This window comes from Lysinibacillus sp. NPDC097868 (assembly GCF_044761135.1).
Lineage (GTDB): Bacteria > Bacillota > Bacilli > Bacillales_A > Planococcaceae > Lysinibacillus.
The window spans coordinates 1,358,176-1,384,134 of record NZ_JBIWBS010000001.1; the positions used below are offsets into that span (position 1 = coordinate 1,358,176).

General features: G+C 37.2%; 26 protein-coding genes and 2 riboswitches. Of the genes, 24 read left to right on the plus strand and 2 right to left on the minus strand.

Annotated features, from left to right (window positions below):
• Positions 1 to 120: 120 nt before the first annotated feature.
• From ACIQXJ_RS06670 to ACIQXJ_RS06750, 17 genes are all read left to right on the plus strand, one after another.
• Positions 121 to 531 carry an Rrf2 family transcriptional regulator gene (locus tag ACIQXJ_RS06670; RefSeq protein ID WP_340824366.1) on the plus strand — a complete coding sequence of 137 codons (411 nt, stop codon included), beginning with the start codon at positions 121 to 123 and terminating at the stop codon, positions 529 to 531.
• Between the two features lie 75 nt (positions 532 to 606).
• The gene (locus tag ACIQXJ_RS06675; RefSeq protein WP_403051178.1) at positions 607 to 1,236 is read left to right on the plus strand and encodes an NAD(P)-dependent oxidoreductase; all 630 of its coding nucleotides are present in this window, start codon (positions 607 to 609) and stop codon (positions 1,234 to 1,236) included.
• A 151-nt stretch (positions 1,237 to 1,387) separates the two neighbouring features.
• Complete coding sequence (aspA, locus tag ACIQXJ_RS06680) at positions 1,388 to 2,806, plus strand: aspartate ammonia-lyase (RefSeq protein WP_403051181.1); 1,419 nt, start codon at positions 1,388 to 1,390, stop codon at positions 2,804 to 2,806.
• Between the two features lie 264 nt (positions 2,807 to 3,070).
• On the plus strand, positions 3,071 to 4,318 hold the full coding sequence (locus tag ACIQXJ_RS06685) for a methyl-accepting chemotaxis protein (RefSeq protein WP_403051184.1): 1,248 nt from the start codon (positions 3,071 to 3,073) through the stop codon (positions 4,316 to 4,318).
• Positions 4,319 to 4,754: 436 nt separating this feature from the next.
• Positions 4,755 to 5,057 carry an urease subunit gamma gene (ureA, locus tag ACIQXJ_RS06690; protein WP_340824373.1) on the plus strand — a complete coding sequence of 101 codons (303 nt, stop codon included), beginning with the start codon at positions 4,755 to 4,757 and terminating at the stop codon, positions 5,055 to 5,057.
• 14 nt (positions 5,058 to 5,071) lie between these two features.
• Positions 5,072 to 5,440: an urease subunit beta gene (locus ACIQXJ_RS06695; protein ID WP_403051187.1), complete on the plus strand. Its 369-nt coding sequence runs from the start codon at positions 5,072 to 5,074 to the stop codon at positions 5,438 to 5,440.
• Positions 5,437 to 7,152, plus strand: coding sequence for an urease subunit alpha (gene ureC, locus ACIQXJ_RS06700; protein WP_403051192.1), 1,716 nt, complete (start codon positions 5,437 to 5,439; stop codon positions 7,150 to 7,152). Before ACIQXJ_RS06695 ends, ureC begins: the two co-directional genes overlap by 4 nt.
• 70 nt (positions 7,153 to 7,222) lie before the next feature.
• Positions 7,223 to 7,669 (plus strand): urease accessory protein UreE, encoded by a 447-nt coding sequence (locus ACIQXJ_RS06705; protein WP_403051195.1) that lies wholly within the window; start codon positions 7,223 to 7,225, stop codon positions 7,667 to 7,669.
• Positions 7,611 to 8,351 (plus strand): urease accessory protein UreF, encoded by a 741-nt coding sequence (locus tag ACIQXJ_RS06710; RefSeq protein WP_403051198.1) that lies wholly within the window; start codon positions 7,611 to 7,613, stop codon positions 8,349 to 8,351. Before ACIQXJ_RS06705 ends, ACIQXJ_RS06710 begins: the two co-directional genes overlap by 59 nt.
• Positions 8,352 to 8,368: 17 nt before the next feature.
• Complete coding sequence (ureG, locus tag ACIQXJ_RS06715) at positions 8,369 to 8,998, plus strand: urease accessory protein UreG (RefSeq protein WP_403051201.1); 630 nt, start codon at positions 8,369 to 8,371, stop codon at positions 8,996 to 8,998.
• Positions 8,991 to 9,797, plus strand: a complete 807-nt coding sequence (locus tag ACIQXJ_RS06720; RefSeq protein ID WP_403051204.1) for an urease accessory protein UreD — start codon at positions 8,991 to 8,993, stop codon at positions 9,795 to 9,797. Before ureG ends, ACIQXJ_RS06720 begins: the two co-directional genes overlap by 8 nt.
• 29 nt (positions 9,798 to 9,826) lie before the next feature.
• Complete coding sequence (locus tag ACIQXJ_RS06725) at positions 9,827 to 11,413, plus strand: ABC transporter substrate-binding protein (RefSeq protein ID WP_403051207.1); 1,587 nt, start codon at positions 9,827 to 9,829, stop codon at positions 11,411 to 11,413.
• Positions 11,403 to 12,371, plus strand: coding sequence for an ABC transporter permease (locus tag ACIQXJ_RS06730; RefSeq protein ID WP_403051210.1), 969 nt, complete (start codon positions 11,403 to 11,405; stop codon positions 12,369 to 12,371). The genes ACIQXJ_RS06725 and ACIQXJ_RS06730 overlap by 11 nt, the downstream gene beginning before the upstream one ends.
• Complete coding sequence (locus ACIQXJ_RS06735) at positions 12,368 to 13,180, plus strand: ABC transporter permease (protein WP_403051213.1); 813 nt, start codon at positions 12,368 to 12,370, stop codon at positions 13,178 to 13,180. Before ACIQXJ_RS06730 ends, ACIQXJ_RS06735 begins: the two co-directional genes overlap by 4 nt.
• Positions 13,173 to 13,922: an ATP-binding cassette domain-containing protein gene (locus ACIQXJ_RS06740; RefSeq protein WP_403051216.1), complete on the plus strand. Its 750-nt coding sequence runs from the start codon at positions 13,173 to 13,175 to the stop codon at positions 13,920 to 13,922. The genes ACIQXJ_RS06735 and ACIQXJ_RS06740 overlap by 8 nt, the downstream gene beginning before the upstream one ends.
• A gap of 12 nt (positions 13,923 to 13,934) precedes the next feature.
• Positions 13,935 to 14,660 (plus strand): ABC transporter ATP-binding protein, encoded by a 726-nt coding sequence (locus ACIQXJ_RS06745; RefSeq protein ID WP_403051219.1) that lies wholly within the window; start codon positions 13,935 to 13,937, stop codon positions 14,658 to 14,660.
• Between the two features lie 180 nt (positions 14,661 to 14,840).
• Positions 14,841 to 15,024: riboswitch (cobalamin riboswitch) on the plus strand.
• A 257-nt stretch (positions 15,025 to 15,281) separates the two neighbouring features.
• Positions 15,282 to 16,055, plus strand: a complete 774-nt coding sequence (locus ACIQXJ_RS06750) for a hypothetical protein (RefSeq protein ID WP_403051222.1) — start codon at positions 15,282 to 15,284, stop codon at positions 16,053 to 16,055.
• A gap of 174 nt (positions 16,056 to 16,229) precedes the next feature.
• Here ACIQXJ_RS06750 and ACIQXJ_RS06755 read toward each other — a convergent pair whose 3' ends face one another.
• Positions 16,230 to 18,167, minus strand: coding sequence for a GTP-binding protein (locus ACIQXJ_RS06755; protein WP_403051225.1), 1,938 nt, complete (start codon positions 18,165 to 18,167; stop codon positions 16,230 to 16,232).
• 180 nt (positions 18,168 to 18,347) lie between these two features.
• Positions 18,348 to 18,535: riboswitch (cobalamin riboswitch) on the plus strand.
• A gap of 251 nt (positions 18,536 to 18,786) precedes the next feature.
• On the opposite strand from ACIQXJ_RS06755, the gene ACIQXJ_RS06760 reads away from it, so the two are divergent.
• The 7 genes from ACIQXJ_RS06760 to ACIQXJ_RS06790 all read left to right on the plus strand — a co-directional run bounded on the left by ACIQXJ_RS06760 (position 18,787) and on the right by ACIQXJ_RS06790 (position 24,490).
• Positions 18,787 to 19,782 carry an ABC transporter substrate-binding protein gene (locus ACIQXJ_RS06760; RefSeq protein WP_403051228.1) on the plus strand — a complete coding sequence of 332 codons (996 nt, stop codon included), beginning with the start codon at positions 18,787 to 18,789 and terminating at the stop codon, positions 19,780 to 19,782.
• 56 nt (positions 19,783 to 19,838) lie between these two features.
• The gene (locus ACIQXJ_RS06765; RefSeq protein ID WP_403051230.1) at positions 19,839 to 20,501 is read left to right on the plus strand and encodes a precorrin-3B methylase; all 663 of its coding nucleotides are present in this window, start codon (positions 19,839 to 19,841) and stop codon (positions 20,499 to 20,501) included.
• A 241-nt stretch (positions 20,502 to 20,742) separates the two neighbouring features.
• A complete protein-coding gene (locus ACIQXJ_RS06770) occupies positions 20,743 to 21,237 on the plus strand; it encodes a DUF2243 domain-containing protein (protein WP_403051233.1) in 495 nt (164 codons plus the stop codon).
• On the plus strand, positions 21,227 to 22,063 hold the full coding sequence (locus ACIQXJ_RS06775; RefSeq protein WP_403051236.1) for a cytochrome c oxidase assembly protein: 837 nt from the start codon (positions 21,227 to 21,229) through the stop codon (positions 22,061 to 22,063). The genes ACIQXJ_RS06770 and ACIQXJ_RS06775 overlap by 11 nt, the downstream gene beginning before the upstream one ends.
• 171 nt (positions 22,064 to 22,234) lie before the next feature.
• Entirely contained in the window at positions 22,235 to 23,080 is an 846-nt protein-coding gene (locus ACIQXJ_RS06780) for a PhzF family phenazine biosynthesis protein (protein WP_403051239.1), read from the plus strand.
• 711 nt (positions 23,081 to 23,791) lie between these two features.
• On the plus strand, positions 23,792 to 24,241 hold the full coding sequence (locus ACIQXJ_RS06785; RefSeq protein ID WP_403051242.1) for a phospholipase A2 family protein: 450 nt from the start codon (positions 23,792 to 23,794) through the stop codon (positions 24,239 to 24,241).
• A 12-nt stretch (positions 24,242 to 24,253) separates the two neighbouring features.
• Positions 24,254 to 24,490: a hypothetical protein gene (locus ACIQXJ_RS06790; protein ID WP_401011877.1), complete on the plus strand. Its 237-nt coding sequence runs from the start codon at positions 24,254 to 24,256 to the stop codon at positions 24,488 to 24,490.
• A 91-nt stretch (positions 24,491 to 24,581) separates the two neighbouring features.
• Here ACIQXJ_RS06790 and ACIQXJ_RS06795 read toward each other — a convergent pair whose 3' ends face one another.
• The gene (locus ACIQXJ_RS06795; protein WP_403051245.1) at positions 24,582 to 25,778 is read right to left on the minus strand and encodes a class I SAM-dependent rRNA methyltransferase; all 1,197 of its coding nucleotides are present in this window, start codon (positions 25,776 to 25,778) and stop codon (positions 24,582 to 24,584) included.
• Positions 25,779 to 25,959: the final 181 nt, after the last annotated feature.

Sequence of the window (25,959 nt, forward strand, 5' to 3'; positions counted from 1 at the left end):
TTCATGATGCATTTCCAACATGTATTGTGTACAAGCAAAATGAACAGGCTAAGATAAAAGCAAAAAACTTGTGATTATCTGAACCTGTAACTATAATAGTTACAACAGGTGGTGATTCATATGGTGAACAGTCGATTTTCGGTCGCAATCCATATACTTTCGCTCATTGCAACAACATCTGATAAAAGTCAGCTAACATCGGATTATATTGCTGGTAGTGTGAATACAAATCCAGTAGTCGTGCGACGTATGATTGGTGTATTAAAAAGAGCTGGTTTGTTAACATCGCAATCAGGAATTGCAGGCTACGGGCTCGTTATTGAACCAAAGGATTTGTCTTTATTGACCATATATCGTGCGATTGAAGGTCCTGAGCAACTTTTTGCAATTCATGATGAGCCAAATCCAGCGTGTGCGGTTGGTCGAAAAATTCAGCACACGTTAGAAGCCGTTTATATAGATGTTTGGCATGCAATGGAAAAACAGTTACAAGCACAAACTTTACAAGATGTGCTAGATCAACTTCGTTAATGTAAAACGAGGTCGGTCTTTCTGCGATTAACCTGTAACTAAAATGGTTACAATTCAATAGAGGAGGAATTTAAAATGAAAATAGGCATTATTGGAGCAACAGGGAAAGCGGGACAAAAAATAGTTGAGGAAGCATTGCAACGTGGCCATGAAGTTACTGCCATCGTTCGTTCAGCTTCTAAAGTAAAAGAAGACATTAAAGTGATTGAGAAGGATGTATTGGAATTAACTCAAGAGGACATGAAGGATTTTGATGTTGTTGTTAATGCATTTGGAGCGCCTTTCGGACAAGAGGAGTTACATGTGAGAGTAGGACGTCATTTGATTGCTATTTTCAAAGGCATTGCAACAAAATTATTTGTTGTCGGTGGCGCAGGAAGTTTATTTGTGGATCCAGAGAAAACAGTTCGTGTTATGGATACACCAGATTTTCCGGAAATGTTCTTTGCTACTGCAAAAAATCAAGGTGAAAACTTAACGGATTTACAAGCATCAAGTATTACGTGGACATTTTTAAGTCCTTCTGCAATGTTTGATCCAGAAGGTCCACGAACAGGGCACTATACTACAGGAAATGATCATCTACTCGTAAATGCGTCGGGTGAAAGTTACGTCAGCTACAGTGATTTTGCCATTGCCGTTTTAGATGAAATTGAAAATCCACAAAATATTAATAAACGTTTTACAGTTTCTTCAACGAAATAATAATGCTACCGAGCGTGCGAAATGCGCTCGGTTTTTGTTGATTATCGTCAAAATTGAAAAAAACTTTCGTATTATGTTGAACTGACTGTTTACAAGACGGCATTTATTAGCTACTATCAGTGTGAGTATTACTTCAAAGGAGACGACAATAATGTCCACACAACGTATAGAAAAAGATTTTTTAGGTGAACGAGTATTACCAGCAGAAGCTTATTATGGGATTCAAACGCTTCGCGCAACAGAAAACTTCCCGATTACAGGTTACACAATTCATCCAGCCCTTATAAAAGCAATGGGAATAGTTAAGAAAGCTGCTGCACTAGGTAATATGGAAGTACACCTATTATCAAAAGAGATTGGAGAGGCAATTGTCGAGGCTGCACAAGAAGTCATCGATGGTAAATGGGATGCAGAGTTTCTTGTAGACCCAATCCAAGGTGGTGCAGGCACTTCTATTAATATGAATGCTAACGAAGTTATTGCGAACCGTGCACTTGAAATTTTGGGTAAAGCAAAAGGTGAATACCAAACGATTAGCCCAAATAGTCATGTTAATATGTCACAATCAACAAATGATGCCTTCCCAACAGCTATTCATATCGCTGTTTTAAATTTAATAGATGAACTTCTTGTTACAATGGAAAATATGCAAGCTGTATTCCATCAAAAAGCAGAGCAATTTGCCCATGTCATTAAAATGGGACGTACGCATTTACAAGATGCGGTACCGATTCGCTTAGGACAAGAGTTTGAAGCATATTGCCGTGTAATTAACCGTGATATTGTCCGTATTCGACAAACACGTCCAAACTTATATGATGTAAACATGGGTGCAACTGCTGTTGGTACAGGGTTAAATGCATTCCCAGATTACATTAAATCTGTAGATGAGCATCTTGCTGACATTTCTGGCTTGCCATTAAAAGGTGCTACACATTTAGTAGATGCTACGCAAAATACAGATGCATATACTGAAGTGTCCGGTGCACTTAAAATTTGTATGATTAATATGTCTAAAATTGCGAATGACTTACGTTTAATGGCATCTGGTCCACGTGCAGGTTTAGGTGAAATCATTTTACCAGCACGCCAACCTGGGTCATCAATTATGCCTGGTAAAGTTAACCCTGTTATGCCAGAGGTGCTAAATCAAGTAGCATTCCAAGTAATTGGTAATGACCATACGATTTCTTTAGCATCTGAAGCTGGTCAATTAGAGTTAAACGTTATGGAGCCTGTACTTGTCTTTAACTTGATTCAATCTATTAGCATTATGAATAATGTTTTCCGTGCATTTACTGAAAACTGTTTAAAAGATATTGAAGCAAATGAAGAGCGCATGAAAGAGTATGTAGAGAAAAGTGTTGGTGTCCTAACTGCAGTGAACCCACATATTGGCTATGAAGTAGCAGCACGTCTTGCGCGTGAAGCGATACTTTCTGGACGTTCGATTCGTGAGCTTTGTATTGAAGCGGGTGTTTTAACGAAAGAACAATTAGATTTAATTTTAGATCCATATGAAATGACACACCCAGGTATCGCTGGTTCTAGTATGATGAAATTAAAATAATTTTTTAAGAGTACTTTGCTATGTGTTTAGTACTGATCGTGTCGACAGAAGGCATCAGGAGTGAACTCTTGATGCCTTTTGTATTTTTATTTCTTTAAAGGACTTAATAAAGAGTGTCTTTTACAAACGAGTTAGTAGAAATTAAATGTCTTTGTCTTTTTATTCTTTTCCCCTAAATATAAAGTAGGCGTTTTTCTGTGAATATTAGGCTAAATCAACTATAATAATGGTATTATAGTAATATTATAGTTGGGGGAATTTAGTATGAGTTTACGAAGAAAAAGCATTATCGGTTTTTCTGTTTTAAATTTAATTATGATTATTGTATTAATTATTGATTTGGCAAATTTAACATCATTAGCTTGGCTTTCTACAATTTTAACAATCGTTGGTATCTCGATTACTTTGTCTTATATGTTCTATGTCAAATATAAAGTAATTTTACCGATTAACCAATTATCAAATGCTGCGAAAGCAATTACATTAGGTGAATTTGATTCTATTACAATTGCCACACATGACAATAGTGAGATATCAGAGTTAGCTAAAGCCTTTCTTGAAATGAAAGAACAACTACATACTATGACGCAAACAATTGCGAACAGCTCGACCGATTTATCTGCAAGCATAGAGGAGCTTTCAGCAAGTACTAATGAAATTACGATAGCTGTAAAAGAGGTTGACCATCAAATGGAGAAAACGTCAACTGGTTTAAAACAAGCTGCACAATCTGCTAATGAAAGTGCTATTGCCATGCAGCAAACAGTAGATGGAATTGAACATATTACAACTGCAACACAAGGTGTTTACGACCATGCTAAAGAAGCGAATGATATAGCAGGAAACGGAGCAGAAATATTGCATGTAGCGAAAAAACAAATGGAATTTATTTCATCTTCTACTGATAAAACGAGTGGATTAATGCAACAATTAACAAATAAAATGACAGATATTAAAGCCATGACAGAAATGATAACAACGATTACCGATCAAACGAATTTACTTGCATTGAATGCTGCGATAGAGGCTGCACGTGCTGGCGAGCATGGCAAAGGCTTTGCTGTAGTTGCAGAGGAAGTTCGTCATTTAGCAGAGCAATCCAAACATTCGGCTACTCAAATTGTTGACCTAGTAGTAGGCATTGAAAGTGATACAAAGCAAGTTGCTGTAGCTGTTGAGGAAGATTTAAAAAATGTTCAACAGGGTGTTTATGTTATCGATGAGGCGACAAAATCTTTTGGTAATATTTCAAATCATGTGAGCCAAATGACTAATCAACTCGAAGATATTTCGACTACTGCAAAACATTTGTCAGGAAGTGCAAATGAGGTAGCCACATTAGTAACCAACATTGCAGGTGGCATGGATAGATTATCTAACTATACGGAAGCTGTGTTACAATCTATGGATGAGCAAACGGCTTCTATGCAAGCAGTCAATCAAGTTTCACAGGAATTAACGATTCAGGCTGATGACTTGCAAAAGGTTACAAATCGGTTTCAAGTAATTTAACCCTAACAAGAGGGATATATATAGGGTCAATAAATGCTTCTTTAAAATAAAATAATAAGTTTTTTAATATACCTTTTTTAACGTTTCTATGTTTGAATATAGCAGGCTATTTTGCAAATGTAATTTATTTTTGCGAAATAGTCTCTTTTTTATTTTTCATTCAGAAAACTTGTAAGTTCACAGACAAATAAAAATGTTGAATTTTTTAATATTGTTTCTTATAATGGACTAACTGTTACCTCTTCTTAACACACTTCAACTATTGCAACCCGCTCTCGCCGGGTCAACAAGTCATTTCTATAACCTTCGCAAATCCCAGCGAAATCATAACTTATATGAAAAAACAAAAAACTAAATTGTAAGAAAATTGGAAGACTGAATTATATTGAATCATTATAGAAAGATAATTCTGAATTTTGGAAAGAGAGAGATTGGATTGAAGCTATCACAAGTAGAACAAGAAAAACTACTCCTCCATGTGGCAGGAGAACTTGCGCTGAAAAGAAAAGCACGTGGGTTAAAACTGAATTATCCAGAGGCGGTAGCGCTTATTAGTAGTTTTATTATGGAAGGCGCTAGAGATGGAAAAACAGTTGCACAATTAATGAGTGAAGCGAAACATGTTCTAACTGCAGAGGATGTTATGGAAGGTGTGGGTGACATGATTTCCGATGTGCAAGTAGAGTGTACATTCCCAGACGGAACAAAGCTTGTTACTGTACACCGTCCAATTCAGTAAAGGAGGAATTGAATATGATTCCTGGAGAAATCAGACCAAAAAATGATGTTATCGAAATAAATGTAGGAAGAGCAACAAAAAAAGTACTTGTTTCGAATACGGGAGACCGTCCGATACAAGTAGGCTCCCACTTTCATTTTATTGAAGTCAATAGATTTCTAGAGTTTAACCGAGAAGATGCGATCGGAATGCATCTTCATATTCCATCAGGCACAGCAGTTCGATTTGAACCTGGGGAAGAAAAAGAAGTGGAGCTTGTCGAGTTTGGAGGCAAACAGCATGTTTTTGGATTGAACATGCTAACGGAAGGCTCTACTCATCATAAGGATGAAATATTAGATAAGGCAATTGAAGGTGGCTTTAAAGGAGCGGAAGAAAAATGAAGGTAACACATGAAGCTTACGCGAAAATGTTTGGTCCAACAGTAGGAGATAAGGTTCGGCTGGCCGATACAGATTTATGGATTGAAATCGAGAAGGACTATACAACGTACGGGGATGAAGGCGTATTTGGTGGTGGTAAATCATTGCGTGTCTCTATGGGACAAAACGGAAAAAATACGCGAAATGAAGGAGTGCTTGACACAGTAATAACGAACGTCATTATCATTGATTATACTGGGATTGTGAAAGCTGATATTGGTATAAAAGATGGGCGTATTATTGGCATTGGCAAAGCAGGCAATCCGAACAGTATGGACGGCGTCGATCAGGATATGATTATTGGCGTTGGCACAGAGGTGTATGCAGGTGAAGGTCTTATCGCAACGGCTGGCGCTATCGACACGCATATTCATTTCATTAGTCCAGATCAAGTGGAAACAGCGTTATTAGCGGGGACAACAACCTTTATTGGTGGTGGTACAGGTCCTGCAGCTGGTTCTAAGGCGACAAGCTTAACTGCTGGTGAATGGCATCTACATCGCATGCTACAAGCTGTAGAAGGTTTTCCGATAAACGTTGGATTACTTGGCAAAGGTAGTGCATCTGATCCGGAGCCAATTATTGAGCAAGTTCGTGCTGGGGCGATTGGTATGAAAATACATGAGGACTGGGGTGCAACACCTGCAGCACTTGATCAAAGTTTAACAGTTGCTGATGAGTATGATATTCAGGTGGCATTACATTCAGATACATTAAATGAAGCCGGATTCGTAGAAGATACGATTAATGCTATTGATGGTCGTGTGATTCACATTTTCCATACGGAAGGTGCAGGTGGTGGACATGCGCCCGACCAATTAGTAATGGCATCATTACCTAATATATTGCCAGCATCTACTAATCCAACAAAACCGTTTACAACGAATACGATTGATGAGCATTTAGATATGTTAATGGTCTGTCATCATTTGAAGCATGATGTACCAGAAGACGTGGCGTTTGCCGATTCTCGTATTCGACCAGAAACGATTGCTGCAGAAGATATTATGCAAGATTTAGGGATTTTAAGTATTATGTCTTCCGATTCACAAGCGATGGGGCGTGTTGGAGAAGTGACAATACGAACGTTCCAAACGGCAGACAAAATGAAGAAACAGCGTGGTGCTTTACCGCAAGATGAAGGGAAAGATCACGATAATTACCGCGTTAAGCGCTATATGGCTAAGCTCAATATTAACCCAGCGATTGCACATGGAATTAGCCATGAAGTAGGCTCATTAGAAGAAGGCAAGCTAGCGGACATCGTACTTTGGGATCCAGCGTTCTTTGGCGTCAAAGCAGAAGTTGTTATAAAAAGTGGTATTGCAGTTTACGGTATTACAGGTGATCCGAATGCGTCAATTCCTACACCGCAGCCTATGAAAGGTCGTCGGACGTTTGGCTTCTATGGACAAGGCCCTCAAAATTGTGGTATGACATTTTTACCAAACATTGCAGTAGAGGAAGGATTACCGGAAAAATTAGGTTTAAAACGTATGATAGGGACAGTGAAGAATTGCCGAAATATTAGTAAGGCAGATATGAAGCTTAATAATGCTACACCGAAAATTGATGTGAATCCGGAAACATATGAAGTGAAAATTGATGGTGAATTAGCTACATGTGAACCAGTTGATGTTTTGCCAATGGCCCAACGATATTTCTTATTTTAAGAAAAAAATAGAGAGTGTGTAACAGTAACAGAGGAACAGTCAAATAAATCGATGAAGAGGTGCAACATAGATGTTAATTGAAAAAATTATCGGCAATATTGCTAATGAAGAAGAACATTCACATAAAACAACAGAGTGGATAGAGCTTGAGTGGGAGGAATTAAGCAAACGTATCCTACGAACTGAAACAGATAAAGGCACGGATATTGCTTTACGTTTAGCAGGTGACGAGCCATTACAATATGGTGACTTATTATTTGAGGATGATAGCCGTCGCATTGCGATTCGTACAAAACTCGAACCAGTTATTGTCATATCACCGAAGGATATGTATGAGATGGGGAAATCTGCATTTGAATTAGGCAATCGCCATACACCTTGCTTAATTGAACATAATGAAATCATCGTACGAGCTGATCATACGATTAATCCATTATTAGATGAAATAGGAGTGAACTATGAAACGACAGAACGACGATTTAAACAACCATTCAAATACCGCGGACACGCTCACTGATTTTTCGTTATTGCGCCTATTACAAATTCATGATTCTGCATTTCCGATAGGCTCTTATACTCATTCATATGGGATGGAAACGTATATTCAGGAAGATGTTATTCGCACAAAGGAACAATTAATAGATTATTGTAAATCGTATTTATTTCATAATTTAGTGAATGGTGACGCCTTAATTATTCAGAATGCGTTCCATGCAGCAAAAGTAAGAGATGGTGGTCGTCTCACAGAGTTAGACGAACTTTGCGGCGCTATCAAACTAGCAAAAGAATCAAGAGATGCTAGTGTCAATGTTGGCAAGCAATTCATACGAACAGTGGCACCTCTTATGGACAGCCCTTTATTATTGCAATGGCAAGAAAAGATAGCCAAAGAAGAAGTGCAAGGCCATTACGCAGTTCTTTATGCGATTTATAGTGAAGCACTTGGTGTAGATGTCTATCATGCAGTGATGACTTATATGTATGCATCCATTAGTGGATTAGTACAAAATGCTGTTCGTGCTGTGCCGTTCGGACAAAATACAGGTGTACAAGCATTAAATAAACTTCTTGTTTGTATAGAGGAAGCTGCGGAAAAGGTCATGACCTTAACGATAGATGACCTCTCTAATAATGCTTTAGGTATTGAACTAGCATCGATGAAACATGAATTTTTATTTTCAAGATTATTTATTTCATAGAAAGAGAGTGGATATAAATGACTCCAATTCGAATTGGTATAGGAGGCCCAGTTGGCTCTGGGAAAACATCTTTAGTAGATCAATTAACACGTGCAATGCATGAAAAATACAATGTGGCAGTAATCACAAATGATATTTATACAAGAGAGGATGCCCAGTATTTAATTACAAATGGTGTTCTAGAAGAGGACCGTATTATCGGAGTAGAAACAGGCGGATGCCCGCATACAGCTATTCGTGAAGATGCCTCGATGAACTTTTCTGCAATTGATGACTTGAACAAACGCTTTGAAGATTTAGATATTATTTTCATTGAAAGTGGTGGAGATAATTTATCTGCTACATTTAGCCCAGAACTTGTTCATGGCTATATTTACGTAATTGATGTGGCTGAAGGACAGGATATACCTCGTAAAGGTGGCCCAGCATTAACACGTTCAGATTTACTGCTAATCAATAAAACATCACTGGCACCTCATGTTGGTGTAGACCTAGAGGTCATGGACCAGGATGTGAAAAAAATGCGTGCTGGACGTCCATATATTTTTGCAGACGTTCGTTCTCAAACAAATGTCGACAAGGTTGTTGAATGGATTCAGCATCACATGTTACTTGAAGGCGCCGAAGCAGCTGACGTGAATGCTTAATCAAGGAAAAGTGAATCATTATGGCAAATTAGAGATGGCATTTGAGCCAAGAAGGGGCTATACACGACTTGTTCATGTATACCAGCAGCCGCCGTTGAAGGCAAGCAGAGAATTGTATGCTGACAATAAGCCAACTGCCACAGTTTTTATAATGGAATCATCTGGTGGAATGGTAGCGGGTGACCGAAATGAAATCTCTGTAAAACTTGCACCAGATAGTCAAGTGAAATTAAAACAACAATCCGCTCTAAAAATTTATCCTTCTCACAATGGTGAACGATGCACGCAAGAAATTACGGTGGAAATAGCAGAAGGGGCAAGATTAGAATGGCTACCTGAGGTGACCATTCCTTTTGAACGAGCGAAATTTCAAGTGAATACAACGATTCGCATGGCAGAAAACTCTACATTAATATGGGGTGAAATTATTGCACCAGGTCGAGAAATGCGAGGAGAAATCTTTGATTATCAATCCTTCCGATCCAAATACAAAATCTTTGTTGAGGAAGCTCTAATTGCATTTGATTCATTCCATTTTAAACCTACGGAAATGAACCTTTCTACGATTGGTCTGTTAGAGATGGCATATTATATCGGTTCGTTATGGATTGTGTCTCCACAAGTTGAGAATCTCAATATACGAGAATTACAGGAAATGATCCAACAGGAGAGTTCAATTCAGGCAAGTGTTACAAAATTAACAGATCATGCAATCCATTGTAGATGGCTTTCAAAAGAGCAGCGAACACTTCACAAAGAAATCAATCGCATGTTTGAACATGTGGCAACAATACTTTAAATTTCTGTGGTGATGAAGGAGATAGAGAATTGAAAAAGTTTTCAGTATTTATTTTATTATTCATACTTAGTCTTGCTGGCTGTAGTAATGAGTCTAGTCAGGGCGAGGAAAAACAGCCATCCGCTGCTTCCTCTTCAAAAGCAAATGAGCTTATTTATGCATCTGAATCCGAATTTGCAGGGTTAAATCCAATTTTAGAGGAAACGAATTTAGATGCATTACTTTTTAGAGGTCTTATGCGCTTTGATGAACATAATGTACCAGTATATGATATTGCCAAAAGCGTTGAAATATCGGATGACCTGTTAACGTATACAATCATGATTCGTGATGATGTGACATTTCATGATGGGCAAGTGTTAACAGTAGATGATGTAATGTTTACTATTAACAGTATTCTTGATGATACAAATGGGTCTTATTTAAAGTCAGATTTTATCCATGTTACTGCGATGCAAAAAGTAAATGACACAACGATGATAATCCAATTGGATGAACCATTTACGCCAATGTTAGATAAATTAACAGTGCCAATTTTGCCGAAGTATGTCTTTGAAGGACAAGAGATGAGAACGGCTACGTTTAACCAAGAACCTATTGGTGCTGGACCTTATATGGTTGAGAAATGGGATAAAGGAACTAGCTTAACGCTTAAAGCATATCCATCTTTCTTCGGAACAAAAGCATCCATTGAAAAAGTCATTTTTAAATTTATTCCTGATAGTAATGTTCGTGCATTACAACTAAAATCGGGTGAGGTAGATATTGCCTTACTTGATCCGAATCAGGTTGAAGAACTTTCAAAAGTAGAGCAGTTAAAAATGTATGAAGTTGAATCAGCAGATTATCGTGGCGTGTTATTTAATATGAAGTATCCACTTTGGAAGGATGTCAATGTTCGAAAGGCGATAAGCTACGGTACAGATCGAGCTGGCATTGTCAAAGGTATTTTACATGGTTATGGTACAGAAGCGTATTCGCCGCTACAAAAGCATGCCTATGTAAACGAAAATATTGAACATTATACTTTTGATGTTGAAAAAGCAAAAGCATTATTAGAAAAATCAGGCTGGTTATTAGCAGATGATGGATTCCGCTATAAAGACGGTAACAAGCTTGCCTTTACTATTACTGCACCGATTACAGATACAGTTCGCGTCAATATGGCCAATTATGTCGCGCAAGGCTATAAAGAAATAGGGGCAGATGTAGAAGTAGCTGCACTTGATTGGAGCAATATCGTTATTGAAGAATCACAAGCGTTTATGGTGGGCTGGGGAAGTCCGTATGATGCCGACCACCATACGTACAGTTTATTCTATTCTGACGAATCTAGCGTAACAAGTGCCGGCTACAATTATGGTAGCTATGCAAATGCGAAAGTAGATACTTTGCTAGAGGAAGGAAGAACAACTGTCGATCCTGAAAAACGTAAGGAAGTCTATATGGCATTACAAGAGGAGCTAGCAGAAGATCCACCGTTCGCTTATTTTGCCTATGTTGATGCTGTTTATGGCATTAATAAAAATATTAGTGGTGTTAAAGAGCGTATTTTAGGTCATCACGGTGCCGGCTTCTTATGGAATGTCGAGGAGTGGGAATGGAATGATCGCTAAGTGGATTGGGAAGCGAGTGATAATGGGGACAATTGTCCTCATTATCGTGAGCTTCCTCTCTTTTTTCATTATGCATGTTGCACCTGGCAATCAGGCGGCGGCTTATTATGGAGGTAATGCTCAAACATTAACAACAGCTGAGCAAGAACGAATTGAAAAAGCGTTTGGCTTAGATAGACCAGTCCTTCTTCAATATGGCACTTGGCTAGGTGAAGCGGTAAAAGGGAATTTAGGCTATTCTGCAAAAGAAGGTAGACCAGTAATAACGATTTTATTAGAGCGTTTACCGAACACATTACAGCTGGTGGCACTCACATTATTTATCGTTACAATTGTCTCTACTTGGCTAGGTTTACGGGCAGGAATGAAAGAAGGTTCTTTATTGGATCGAGGATTATCCATCTTTAGTCTTGCGAGCTCTGCGATTCCCCCATTTTGGCTAGGTATTGTCTGTATTATAATTTTTTCGCTAAAGCTTGGTTGGTTTCCTTCTTCAGGTATGAATGATGTGCGTGAGAATGGAGGTTGGCTTGATCGTTTAAATCATATCGTACTCCCTCTAATCGTTTTAGTGATTTCTCATGTTGGTATATTCGCACGTTTTTTACAGGACAGTGTTAAGGCAGAGAATCGTAGCTATTATGTCCAAGTTGCGCGTGCAAATGGAGTACCAGACCGACAAATAAGAAACCTCATACTTCGGAATTCTGTTATTCCGTATATCAATTATATTGGTGTGACGATTCCTTCATTCTTTGGTGGTTCCATAGTAGTTGAAACACTTTTTGGCTGGTCCGGTTTAGGATCACTGCTAGTGAAATCAGTTATGGTCAAGGATTTTCCTGTACTTATGGGAGCCATTCTGATTATTGGTGTTGTGGTGGTCATTTGCTTATTTGTAATCGACGTTTTAATGATTTGCATTAACCCTAGATTGAGAAGAGGGAAAATAGTATGAGAAAACGACAGAAGATGCCACTATTTTGGCTTGCACTTCTTTGTATAATATTAGGAACAACCATCTTCTCCTCAATGTTGGCACCTTTTGAGCCAAATGCAATGGATATGAATCATATTTATGAAGCACCTAATCTTACACATTTACTCGGTACAGATCAGCTAGGCAGAGATGTTTTATCACGAATACTTGTTGGGGGGAAAGTGACACTTTTCATCGCCATTGTGTCAGTCGTCATTTCTAGCATTATAGGCATTATCTACGGTGGTATTAGCGGTTTTGTTGGTGGTGCCGTCGATGTAATTATGATGCGCATCTTAGAGGCTTTTTTAACGATCCCATCCTTGGTAATTGTGCTTGCCCTGCAAGCAATTATGCAAGGAAGTGTTTGGCGAATGGCAATGATTATCGGATTCACAGGCTGGTTTGTCACAGCTCGAATCGTGCGCTCGGAGTTTATTCGTTTGAAGGAAATGGAATATGTCCAAATGGCTAAAATGTTCCGTACCCCATTGTGGAAAATATTATTTAGTCATTTATTACGTAATAGTTTGCCAGCCATCTTTGTCGTGACGATATTTAATTTTGCTGGTGCGATTTTTACCGAAGTGTCTTTAAGCTTTTTAGGTATCGGTGTGCCGCCAGCCATCCCATCATGGGGAACGATGCTGTATACAGCGCAAAATGATTTACTCGTTGGTGCTTGGTGGATCGGCCTTTTTCCTGGGTTTATGATTTTTGCGACGATATTATGTGTGCAAGCGATCGGGAACACTTTCAAACAAGGAGGAGAACGATCACATGTTTAAAATCGACAATTTAACAGTTCGAGTGAACGATAAAAATCTCATCCACAATATCTCGTTAACTGTGCCGAAAGGCCAAATTACAGCAGTTATTGGTGAAAGTGGGAGTGGGAAAAGCACAACCGTATCAGCTATTTTAGGAATGCTCCCGCCACAAGCTGAGGCAACAGGGGCAGTGTACTTTAATGGGAAAAATATAATGGCGATGTCAAAAAAAGATAGGTTACTGTTACGAACAAAGCATATCTTTACTATTTTTCAAGATGCTACAAATAGCTTTTCTCCTACCCAAAAAATGAAACAACAATTGTATATGTTTACTGCCTTACGAATGGGCGAGGAGAAAGAAATGTTTGTGCCTAAAATGACCGCTATATTAAAGGAATTAAACTTGACCGATGATGTATTAAATTGCTATCCATTTGAGTTGTCAGGTGGTATGCTGCAACGTTGCATGCTAGCCTGTGCATTGTATAATGAGCCAGACATATTGATAGCTGATGAACCAACTTCTGCCTTAGATATGTTACATCAACAACATTTTATTACATTACTAAAAAATCTTCATGCTCAACTGGGAACAACTATTATACTGATTACCCATGATTTAGGAGTTGCAGTTTCACTAGCGGATACGATTGTTGTGATGAAAAATGGAGAGATTGTCGAGAAGGGGCAAGCGACAGAAATTTTTGAGCAACCAAAACATCCGTATACAAAACGGCTTGTCACAAATCATTTTTAGGAGGCGTTTTAGTTGCTTCGGGTAGAAAACGTAAATAAAAGCTATCGAACAGGACAGCAAGTGTTAGCAAATATAAACCTTACTGTAGGAGAAGGCGAAATCGTCGGACTTGTAGGAGAAAGTGGAAGCGGTAAAAGTACTTTAGCCAAAGTCATTATGCAGCTAGAATCACCTGATAAAGGGACCTTAAATTTTCAAAATCAACAAATCACAAAGAACAATCGGAAGTCCTTTTATGAAAAGTGCCAAATTATATTCCAAAATGCTAGTAATGCTTTAAACCCTATGTGGACGGTTAAGGAACTATTAAAGGAGCCATTGCAGCACCAAAAATTCTTGACGGACACCTATTTACAAACGATGCTTGAGAAGGTCAAGTTATCAAACGATATATTACAATCTCTGCCCTCTGAACTTAGTGGTGGAGAGAAGCAAAGAGTAAATTTATTACGCTCACTTCTAGTTGAACCAAAATTGATAGTATGTGATGAAATTGTTTCTAGCTTAGATCGCTTAATTCAGCGGGAAATTATCGATTTATTAATTACGTTAAATAAAGAAAGAAACATGGCTATTTTATTTATTTCCCATGACTTAAAAGCAGTTTCATATTTAAGTGAACGGATTTATGTAATGAAAGCTGGCGAAATTGTCGATGAACAGTACAAGGAACAAGATGGATTTAATTTCACCGATAGCTATGCTCAAAAGCTATTTCAAGCGATGGAAAGTGAATGATATTTGAAAATAATTAGCTTTGATTTGGATGGAAAAGTATCATTTTTACGAATGTACTCAACACTATACTAATCTGTAAGTCCAAATAGATACGTTGTACTGTTCATTGACATTGAAATTCCATTACTTTACAATATGATTTAATAGTATACTAGCGATACTATAAATTTTATTACAACTGAATAGCGTGTAGTAATAGGTGTAAATTGCGTGCAATTTACTGAAAAGGGAAGTCGGTGTAAGTCCGACACTGTCCCGCAACTGTAAATGTGAGCGACTTTTCGAAGACCACTGTCAAATGATGGGAAGGTGAAAAGAAGCAATGATCATAAGTCAGGAGACCTGCCTGTTACAAGTACACACCAGTAACCTACGAGGAATAGGAGGTGGCATGTTGACAAAACAGAATGTTCTATTCGTCCCAGTACGTCAAACGACCAAAACCAAAGCAAATATAGGGATACGGCATCGAGCCAAATCTCTCCAATTGGTGCAGTGTTTGATGTTGCTGGATGAATGATAATGATTAGCCGGATGACGGATTTCCTCTCAAAACAGGAAATCCGTTTTTATGTGATCTAAACATTTGTTTTGAAAATATGTACGAAACGAGGTGCACGTATGACGAAGATTCATGTTTGTACAACACAGGAAAAGCAATATGAAGATATGAAGATTTGTAAACTGCCGCGCATTGAAGTTGCCAAGCAGCCAAAAACTAGAATGGTCATTGAAGCACTTGTTGATCAGTTTTTAGCAACAGGACTTATTCAAAAAGAACGTTTATTTAATCAAATTTTCTATAATAAAGACATCATTTGGATTCAAAATGAGGTGTATGAGGGCTGCCTATTTGCTAAGGCAAGTGTGGCGGATGAGCTGAAAACAAAAAAGAATGGCTTTATGATGTACATGCCAACAAATCCAATTGTTTATGAAGTAAATGGTGAGCCGTATCATTTAATAACACGTATTGATTCGATTCGAGCTAAACCAAATTTAGATAGGCTTGATTTAGAGCCGAAGCCCATTTTAAGTGCTGCAAGAGTCAATGATTTACTTTGCTCGATGGTTATGCGGTTCTATCACACCTATTTAGAAGAGTTGTCGTTAGTAGTTCATACAAATCAAGATAGTAATAAAATAGTACATTTAATAAAGTATGTAGAGTCCGAATATGCTCAATTTCTTCAAAGGGTTAAAGATTTAAATGATTATCATTTAAATTGGCATCCACGAGGCAATGGTCATCAATTATTGCTCCAATTAATTGAGCAATTACAAATTTTAAAGAGTAAACCTGGTTCGGTTCTTGTTGATTTTTCGAATAGTAATGGTTACGTAATTGTGGAATCAGCTAATACTTTTGTTGCGAAAGCAAAAAAGGCTTTATAGGATTTATATAAAAGGCATCGAGATATTCTCGATGCCTTCAGTCATTTATTATGGTAAATAATATTGATGAATTTTGCCGTTAACTTTTGAAATCGCCAATAAAAATGACTAAATAACCGATAAAACCATCCCTAATCGCTATTATGCTATTGGAAAATGCTGTTTCTCGGATGATTACAAGCAATGCATGGCTTCTTTTGCCTCATACCAAGGAACTGAATAGCCCTTTCCTTTCGCACAAAAAATACTGGAGGATGTATAGTCGGGATCTGCCTGTTTATTGTAATTGATTTGCGCTATTATTTCTTCACTATTATGGCATTTATCGTAGCCATCAAATTGTAACGATATTGACCCTTTGCCGTTCGTATAAGCAGCGAATGTAGTACTATAATGCATAAATGTTGCAACGGGTACACGTCCTGTTAATGTTACTTGTTCCTCTGTTAATACGGGGGCATCAAAAGTACCATCTGCTTGCTGGATATCGTTCATCATACGACCGATAAAATCATTCGATGCTTTCAATTTAAAGCGATAATATGGTTCAAGCAATATATTTTCGGCTTGCTCTAGGCCTTGTCGAAGTGCACGGAACGTTGCTTCGCGAAAATCGCCTCCCTCTGTATGCTTGATATGAGCACGTCCTGTCAAAAGGGTGAAGCATACATCCGTAACGGGGGAGCCAGTTAAAACACCGTGATGGTCTCGTTCAAATAGATGTTTTTCAATTAGTCGTTGGTTTCCAACTGATAAATCATCAGCATGACAAGCATTAACAAAAGTGTTACCAGTTCCACGAATATTAGGTTCCATTAACAGGTGTACTTCAGCATAATGTTTTAAAGGCTCGAAATGACCGTATCCTGTTACAGTCGTTACGATTGATTCCATATATAAAATTTTTGGCTCACCAAAAGTAACAGAAAGTGAAAAGCGATTTTTTAACACTTCAGCAAGTACTTCAAGTTGAATAACACCCATAATATGTACATGGATTTCTTGGAACTTCTCATGCCAAACGACTCGCAACGATGGTTCCTCGGCTTCAAGTAAACGGAATACTTGTAAAACCTCCTTTATGTGTTGTTGTCCATCATACTGTACTTTAGCTTGTAACGTAGGCACGAGCTCATATGGCTGAGGAGGTATTGTACTACCTAAAATATCACCGACTTTTGCAAGACTAAGCCCCTTTACCGCGAAAATTTCTCCTGCTTGCACTTCTTGTGTTGTGTCAAAACGGCTTCCATTATATAAACGAATTTCAGTTATTTTTTCAGTTACATCACCAAATGTAAAGTCTTGGCGTGTATGTAAAGTTCCGTGCAATGCTTTGATAAAAGTTAACCGTTGAGAACCATCATGGCGAATTTTAAATACCTCACCTTGAAATGATGCTTGAAGGTCGAATTGAGTCTCCGTCAGTAGGGGAAGCTGTGATAAAAATTCTTTTATTCCAATATCCTTTAATGCCGCACCAGTAAAGCAAGGAAATACTTGCTCTTGTTTAATCAACTTTTGCAACTGTAATAGGCATGTTTGTGCATCGAGAGTTTCTGTCAAATAGGCATCGAGTAGTTGTTCATCACGTTCAGCTAGCCACTCAGCAATGTGGCTCTGGACTTTATCTGCACGCAATGGATCGTCTATTAAAAGTACGTCGTTTGAACATTCATTTCGAAGCTGCATCATAACTCCATCTACATTAGCGCCTTCACGATCTATCTTATTAATAAAGAAGAAGGTTGGTACGTTGTATTGGCGTAGCAATTGCCACACGGTTTCAGTATGACCTTGTACACCCTCAGCAGCGCTTACGATAATAATGGCGTAATCCATTACACGAATGGCGCGTTCCATCTCTGGTGAAAAGTCGACATGCCCAGGTGTGTCGATTAGTGTGTATGTATCATCACCAATTTGCATCCGTCCTTGTTCCGCGAAAATGGTAATACCACGAGCTTGTTCGATAGTATGATTATCTAAAAAAGTATCTTGGTGATCGACTCTTCCGCGCGTTTGAATACTGTTCGTATGGAATAGTAGTTGTTCACAAAAGGTTGTCTTTCCTGCATCGACATGTGCGAGCACACCAATCGTTTTATACATAAAAAATCCTCATTTCTATTTTTCCTATATTCTTATTGTAACAGATAGTGCTAAAAAACATTTCAAGTAGAATAGTTCTCGTTTATGTTTGAATAGTGGTCGATTATTCATAATTATTAGTTATGGATTTTTTTGTGTGATTGAAAACAAAAATTACTTCTGCTAGGCTATTTTTATAACTTAATACTTCTATATATTGGTGCAAATGGTTTATATCATTTGCTTAAAAGGGAAATCGGTGTAAATCCGATGCTGTCCCGCAACTGTAAATGGGGAGTTTATACAACACAGTCACTGTAGTTTAACTATGGGAAGACGTATAAACGTTGAACCTAAGCCAGGATACCTGCCAATATATATTATTTTACTTAACACCACGAGGATGGGGATAGTGATTGGTTGAATAACCATTTTTTCACTATGTCGCCCTCTTGGAAACAAGAGGGTTTTTTGTGTCCATTTTGAAAGACCGTAGATTAAGCAGGAACCGTAGCATTAAACAGCAATTCATGTTTTTACTAGGAAATGAAACGTCAAGAAATGCTCGTGATCAGTAGCAAAGAAGTCATTGATTTCTTACTATAAAGATGAAAAATTACAAACTAAAGGAGAAACAAACATGAACAAATGGAAAGGCATGTGGCTAGTTCTTACAATTGCACTATTGAGCATTTTAGGTGCTTGTAGTGCAAAGGATGATTCAGAATCAGCTTCACAAAGTGAAAACATTGAACCAGCACAAGCAGAGGCAAAAGAAGTAACAATTGATAATAACGATACGACACAAGTTTATACAGAAGCTCCTAAAAAGGCGATTAGCTTAAATCAGCACGTCACAGAAATAATGCTAGCATTAGGTTTAGAAGATTCAATGGTTGGTACTGCCTATTTAGATGATAAAATTTATGAGCCTTTACAAGCAGCTTACGATAAAGTACCAGTGATAGCGGAGCAGTACCCGACAAAAGAACAAGTAATTGATAGTGAAGCGGATTTTTTATACGCTGGGTGGAAAAGTGGCTTTAGCGAAAAGGGTGTTGGTACACCAGAAGAGTTAGAAGCACTTGGTATTCACACATATTTACATACTTCTTCAAGTATTACAAAACCAACGTTGGAGGATATATTTACCGATATCCGGAATATTGCAAAAATCTTCCGCTTTGAAGACCGTGGAGAGGCATTAATTGAGCAGATGACAAAGGATGTTGATGCTGTTCGCGCAAAGTTGCCACAAGGTGAAAAAGAATTACGTGTTCTAGTTTACGATAGTGGGGACAAGGAAGTCTTTACAGCTGCACAAAACTTTATGGATGAACTTGTCACAGTTGCTGGCGGTAAAAACATTTTTGGCGATGTTGAATCGGGTTGGACAACGGTATCTAAAGAAGAAACAGTTGAACGCAACCCTGAAGTCATTGTCGTAATTGATTATGGTTCCCAAACTGCAGAAGACAAAATGAAATTCCTAAAAAGTGATCCAGCATTAAAAGAAACAGATGCTGTGAAAAATGAACGCTTTGTCATTTTACCACTTTCAGCAGCTTCAGAAGGGGTTCGTGCTGCAGAGGCTATTGAAATTTTAGCAAAAGGATTTTATCCTGAAAACTTTTAAATAATAATCGAAAGAGCTAGCAACTTGCTAGCTTTTTTTCATAAGGAGAACAAACAATGAATGCCTTTCGTTCCAATACACCAGATCGAACATTTGAAAAACTAAATACAAATGGGAATTTTACACGCCTTGCAGTAAGTCCAGGTATTATCAATAAGCATTATACACCAGCTCAATTTCAAAAAATTGCTGAGGTTGTAGGTGAAAGTGGCGCAATTAAATACTCGGCCTCCTATAGTATTCTTTTGACAGTCCCAACTATAAAATTGAATGAAATTATAAGCGAGCTTCAAGAAGAAGGCTTATATATTGCAAAGCAAGGTCCTATCGTAGCGATAAAAGCATGTGATTTTTGTGATGGAGGTAAAATGGAGGCTGCCGAAATAACAGAACAACTATACGAAGCTTTGCAGGAAGAAACGGTACCTTCTAGACTACGCTTAAATATTAATGGCTGTGCATCGGCTTGCTATAATGCTGTATATGATGATATTGGGCTTGTTTATCAAAAGGATAGCTTCGATGTTTACTTAGGCGCCGTGCCGATGGGGGCCAATGCAAAGGCAGGTACACTATTCGCTAAAAGGGTTTCAGTACAAAAAATAGAAAGCTTTCTACAACAAATTATCAGGCTTTATCAGAAACACGCCCGACCAAATGAACCTTTCCATAAATTTTATCGTAGAACAAATAGCGCTGAATATTGGCAAGCATTATAGAAAGAGTGATTTTCCGCCATTGATGATTTCTGCCTTTGGAGCGATGTCCTTATAAACAACTGAATGAAAGCAAAGAGGTAGCTCTAGCTAGCTCTTTTTTAATGGAAACAATAGATGACTAGGTAAGGATTTAGTTGTTAAAAATAATGTCTTTAAAGGGGGAGTTTTAGCGTAACGTTAGATTAAAATATTAAAAAATAGGGAATGATAAGGACGAAAATCTAAATGTAGGGGGGAAGGTATGACCATAATTAACAATCATAAAAATAAACAAGTTTATGTAAGCCGTAATTTATTGTCAGGGTTTCTATTTGGGATGGGGCTAGTTGCTTTTATAGATGAGACTATCTTTCATCAACTATTTCGCTGGCATCATTTTTATGATAAGTCGACAACGGATATTGGCTTAATTTCTGATGGTATATTCCATGCTTTTAGTTGGTTTGCTACAATTGCAGGATTATTTTTACTTGCAGATATTCGTCGTAAAAGTGAGTTTTGGTTGAAGCGATGGGTTGGTGGCATGTTACTAGGCGCAGGCGGTTTCCAATTATATGATGGTATCATTCAACATAAGCTAATGCGAATACACCAGATTAGATATGTAGAAAATGTAATCGTATACGATGTGATTTGGAATGTATTTGCTGCAATTATCCTCATAATAGGACTTTATCTTGCCGTTCGCACTCGCAATAAAAATCTTAAAGCAGAGGCTACCACGAATGAACGCTGACCATCACCAAATAGTAGAGGGTGGACCTAGTCATGAAGTTTTTGGGATCATTCATCCTCAACTAATTTTTTTAATTTTGTTTATTACTATATTAATTTTGTATAGTAGTGCTACTGTAATTACGAATCGTAATTATAAAAAATGGCCATTTTATCGTATAGTGAGTTTTGTTGTTGGCATTTTGTTGGCGATTATTGCTGTTGTTGGTCCTTTAGCAAATCGTGCTTCTATAGATTTTACCGCACACATGTTTAGCCATTTACTTTTGGGTATGCTAGCACCGTTATTAATTGTACTTGCTGCTCCGATGACCTTAATACTTAGAACTTTAAGCACCCCATTAGCTCGGGGACTTTCAAGAATTCTAAGAAGTTGGCTAGCACGTATACTTATTCATCCACTAGTCACTAGCTTTCTAAATATAGGCGGACTTTGGATATTGTACACTACTAACCTTTATTCATTAATGCACGACAATAGTCTAATACATGTAATTGTCCATTTACATGTATTCATTGCAGGATATTTATTTACCGTTTCTATCATTTATTTTGATCCTGTATATCATAGAAAATCCTTTATTTACAGAGCAATAGTTTTAATTATCGCATTAGCAGGACATGGAATTTTATCAAAGTATATTTATGCTCATCCTCCTAAAGGTGTTCCAATAGAACAAGCAGAAATCGGAAGTATGTTTATGTACTATGGTGGAGATGTAATTGATGCCATGATAATATTTATACTTTGCTTGCAATGGTATAAGGCAGCAAGACCACGAGACCGTGAACTGCAAAACAGTAAAGGAACATTAAAAGTTAATTAAAGAAAGAGTGACTCATGTAGAGTCACTCTCAGACTGTAGACAAACTATTTTTGGTGAGTTCAGATGCTAAAAATAGTTTGTCTCTTGCTTTATAGCAAATTTATCTAGCGACATTTATATGTAGTGCTTTCTATGCTACAATTTCCTAGAAGTGAGGGAGGAAGGTGTCTTATGAAAATATCCGTTTATGTTGCAAGTGCATTTAGCAAGGATCAAAAAGGTGGAAATAAAGCAGGAGTGGTATTTATTGAGAATACATTGACCACTACTCAAAAAATGGCAATAGCCAAACAACTGGGCTATGCGGAAACCGCATTTATATCAGAATCTGAGATTGCTGATTATAAATTTGAGTATTTTACACCAAAAGAAGAAGTTGATTTATGTGGTCATGCCACAATTGGCTCTTTCGCGATACTGATGCATTTACATAAACTTTTCAGGAATCGCTATACGATTGAAACGAACAGCGGTGTTCTTACTATTACTATAAAAGATGACATCATATTTATGGAACAAAACAAACCAATATTCTATGATGTTGTGTCTCCAAACGAGTTCATCAACTGTTTTGACATTCAAGCTATAGACAATAAATACCCAATTCAAATTGTTTCCACGGGCTTAAAAGATATTTTAATTCCTATAAAAAGCGAAACTCAATTATATGCACTGCAACCTAATTTTGAAAAAATTAAAGAAATAAGCAAGTATTATAATGTTGTCGGGATGCATCTATATACTTTTAATGACAATCGAATGATATGCAGAAATTTTGCTCCACTATACGACATCAATGAAGAAGCAGCGACTGGAACTTCCAACGGTGCATTAGCTTGCTACCTTTATGAACATCACTACTTGCAAAAAGAAGTCTATGTATTTGAACAAGGTTATTCTTTACACTCGCCTTCCGAAATATTAGTTAAATTAGCAACTAATAGCAAGAATGAAATAGAAAAAGTTTATGTTGGTGGCAAAGGCTATTACTGTGAAACTAAGTGTTTAAATGTATAAAATATTGAGTAAAAAAATAATGAATAAAAAGATTGAGAAAATAATTTCTCAACCTCAGTCTGTAGACAAAGTATCTGATTATTTGATACTTTGTCTTTTTCTTGGTAAAACGGAGAAAAGAAGCTAATATAGTTCAATAGGAACATTTGATAAGAGATATTAATAAGTATGTTGATTTCTTTTTTTTATGAATTAGTAGTGTAGAGTCACTCTTTTTAGCTTAGCTTTTCAATAAAAACAATTGAATTCAGGATGCTCACGGGGTACGCAGAAATCCTTTGGTAAAACGTATTCCTTTCTTTATATTAGTTTATATTAACTGACTAATAACCTCACATAAAAAATCGCTTATTATATTGCGAATTTTCAGTTCGTTTAATAAAATAAAAATATAAACGACTGGTCAAATACTATCATAATGGTTCATTACCATAACTAGGGTTGTCCTCCATTTCCGCTGGGCGTTTTCATGAGCATCCAGACTTCACTCCAACAGCTAACATTCTAAAATCCATTTTCTTTTTTTATAAAATGTTATTCTAGCCTTTTGAGGAGCCATAATAATGGTATTTTACCTAATAAAATATCGAAAGGAGCTAAGATTAGAGGAAAAAAATAGGTTCGTTCTTTGTTGCAATGTCAGTTTTAGTTTCTTCACTCTTTTTTGGGGGAGTTACAAAAGTTTTCGCAACGACAGGAGAAGAGTCAACTTTGACAGATAAAGAACTTTTAAATGCTGGTGAACAGTTAGAATCTTATATTTATTATGAGGACGGAAAACCGTTTGTTAATATTGAAAAAGTAAATTTAGATGGCTTAGCAGAGGAATATATTGAAATTAGTTTGATGGTGAATCACATTAGTAATAGTTACGTTAACTATCAAGCAAACAATACAATGAGTACTAGAAAAGGGCTACCTGTTTGGGGGAATTGGAGTGGTCCTGGACATGGTTCTGGCCCTCCACAAGATGTATTAGATAGGGGTTGTCAAATACATGATATGTGCTATGAAGATAAAGGGTATTTTAGCTGTTCATGTGATTGGGAGCTTGTTGCTTATATAGATAGAAATTTTCATAGAATGGGACTCAAAGAAAAACTATTTGCTTCTGCGATAAAAATATATTTTAATAACAATTTATGTAATCCGTTGAAATAAGGAATGGTTAAAATGGTGAAAGCTTTAGCTGTAAGTACGATCATTATTTCTTTATTACTTTGGGTACCGAATATTGTGTTTCAAAAAGCATCAACTTTATGGATTTTCACGTTTGTATTATCAGGCATAGGTATTGTCTTAGCCGTATGCGTTAAATCTAAAATTTTAATTATAGGGAATATCATCACATTCTTTAGTTTTTTTATCCTAATGTTTTTAGGGTATATTTTTGTTTTTTTAACAAAGTAATGGAAACTTGTTTCAAAAAAAATAGTAGACAAAGTTGAAAAATTCGACTTTGTCTACAGTCTGAGAGTGACTTTCTGAGAGTCGCTCTTTTTTAGCTTAATTTTTCAATAAAAACAACTTTTAAGTAATTGAATTCAGGATGCTCACGCGGCACGCGGAAATCCTTTGGTAAACCGTATTCTTCAACGATTTTATAACGCGTATTTGTTTCTTTAAATGCTTGGTCAATAAAGCCTTTAAGCTTTTTCATGCCAAAGCTTGCATTGTTCGTAGAGGCCACAATGATACCATTCTTTTCAGTAATAGCGATTGTATCCATTAATAATTTAGGATAGTCCTTTGCTGTTGAAAACGTCATTTGCTTTGTGCGCGCAAAGCTAGGCGGATCTAATACGACAAGGTCGAACTTCAACTGATGACGCTGCGCATATTTGAAATAATGAAATACATCCATTACTTTAATGTCCTGTGCTTCATAGTCAATATTATTGACACTAAATTGCTCAATAGTTTTCGCTAAACTACGTTTGGCTACATCCACACTTGTTGTTTTCATAGCGCCACCAAGTGCTGCTGCTACAGAAAAAGCACCTGTATAAGAAAATGTATTTAACACGCTTTTATGTTGAGAATAGCGTTCTCGAATGGCAAGTCTCACTTCACGTTGATCCAGGAAAATGCCTGTCATTGCACCATCATTTAAATGAACAGCATAGTTCATGCCATTTTCCTTCACGATAAGTGGGAATTCACCAGGTGTACCCATAACAAAATCGTCCTGTTCAATATATTGCCCTTTACTATCAAAACGTTTTTTCTCATAAATTGCTTTAAAGTTGACTGTTTCTGAAAGTGCCTCATAAATGGCTTCTTTAAATGAATAAATACCTGCACTATACCAGCTCACCATATAGTAGCCATCAAAGAAATCGATGGTCATGCCACCAATTCCATCACCTTCGCCGTTAAAAGCACGAAATGCCGTCGTATTAGCGTTATTGAAAAATGCTTCACGATTTTGTAGCGCCTTGCTTATTTTTTTCGCAAAAAACGCCTTGTCAATTTCTTCATTAGCATCCGTAGTTAATAGCCAACCGATGCCTTTATTTTGGATACCGTAATAGCCAGTGCCGATAAAGCGATTATGAATATCTAATAGACGAAGTACTGCACCTTCCTCAGTAGGCAGTTTTCGAGTATCGACTGCTTCCTTTGAGATTAGTGGATAGCCTTTTTTCAATGGGCCTGCATATTGATTATTAATTTGTAATGCAATCGTTTGTGTCATGTTGTCATCCTTTAAAAAACATTTTGCTCTATTATCGCATTGTTTAGTAGCATTGCACAAACTTATTTCACGAATGTCGCAATTTTTCTTTTTATGCTTAGCTCACGGTAAATAGAGATAGTGTATGAAACAGATAAAATAAGAGGGAAAACGAGAAAACCCTTCTATTTTAACGAGAAAA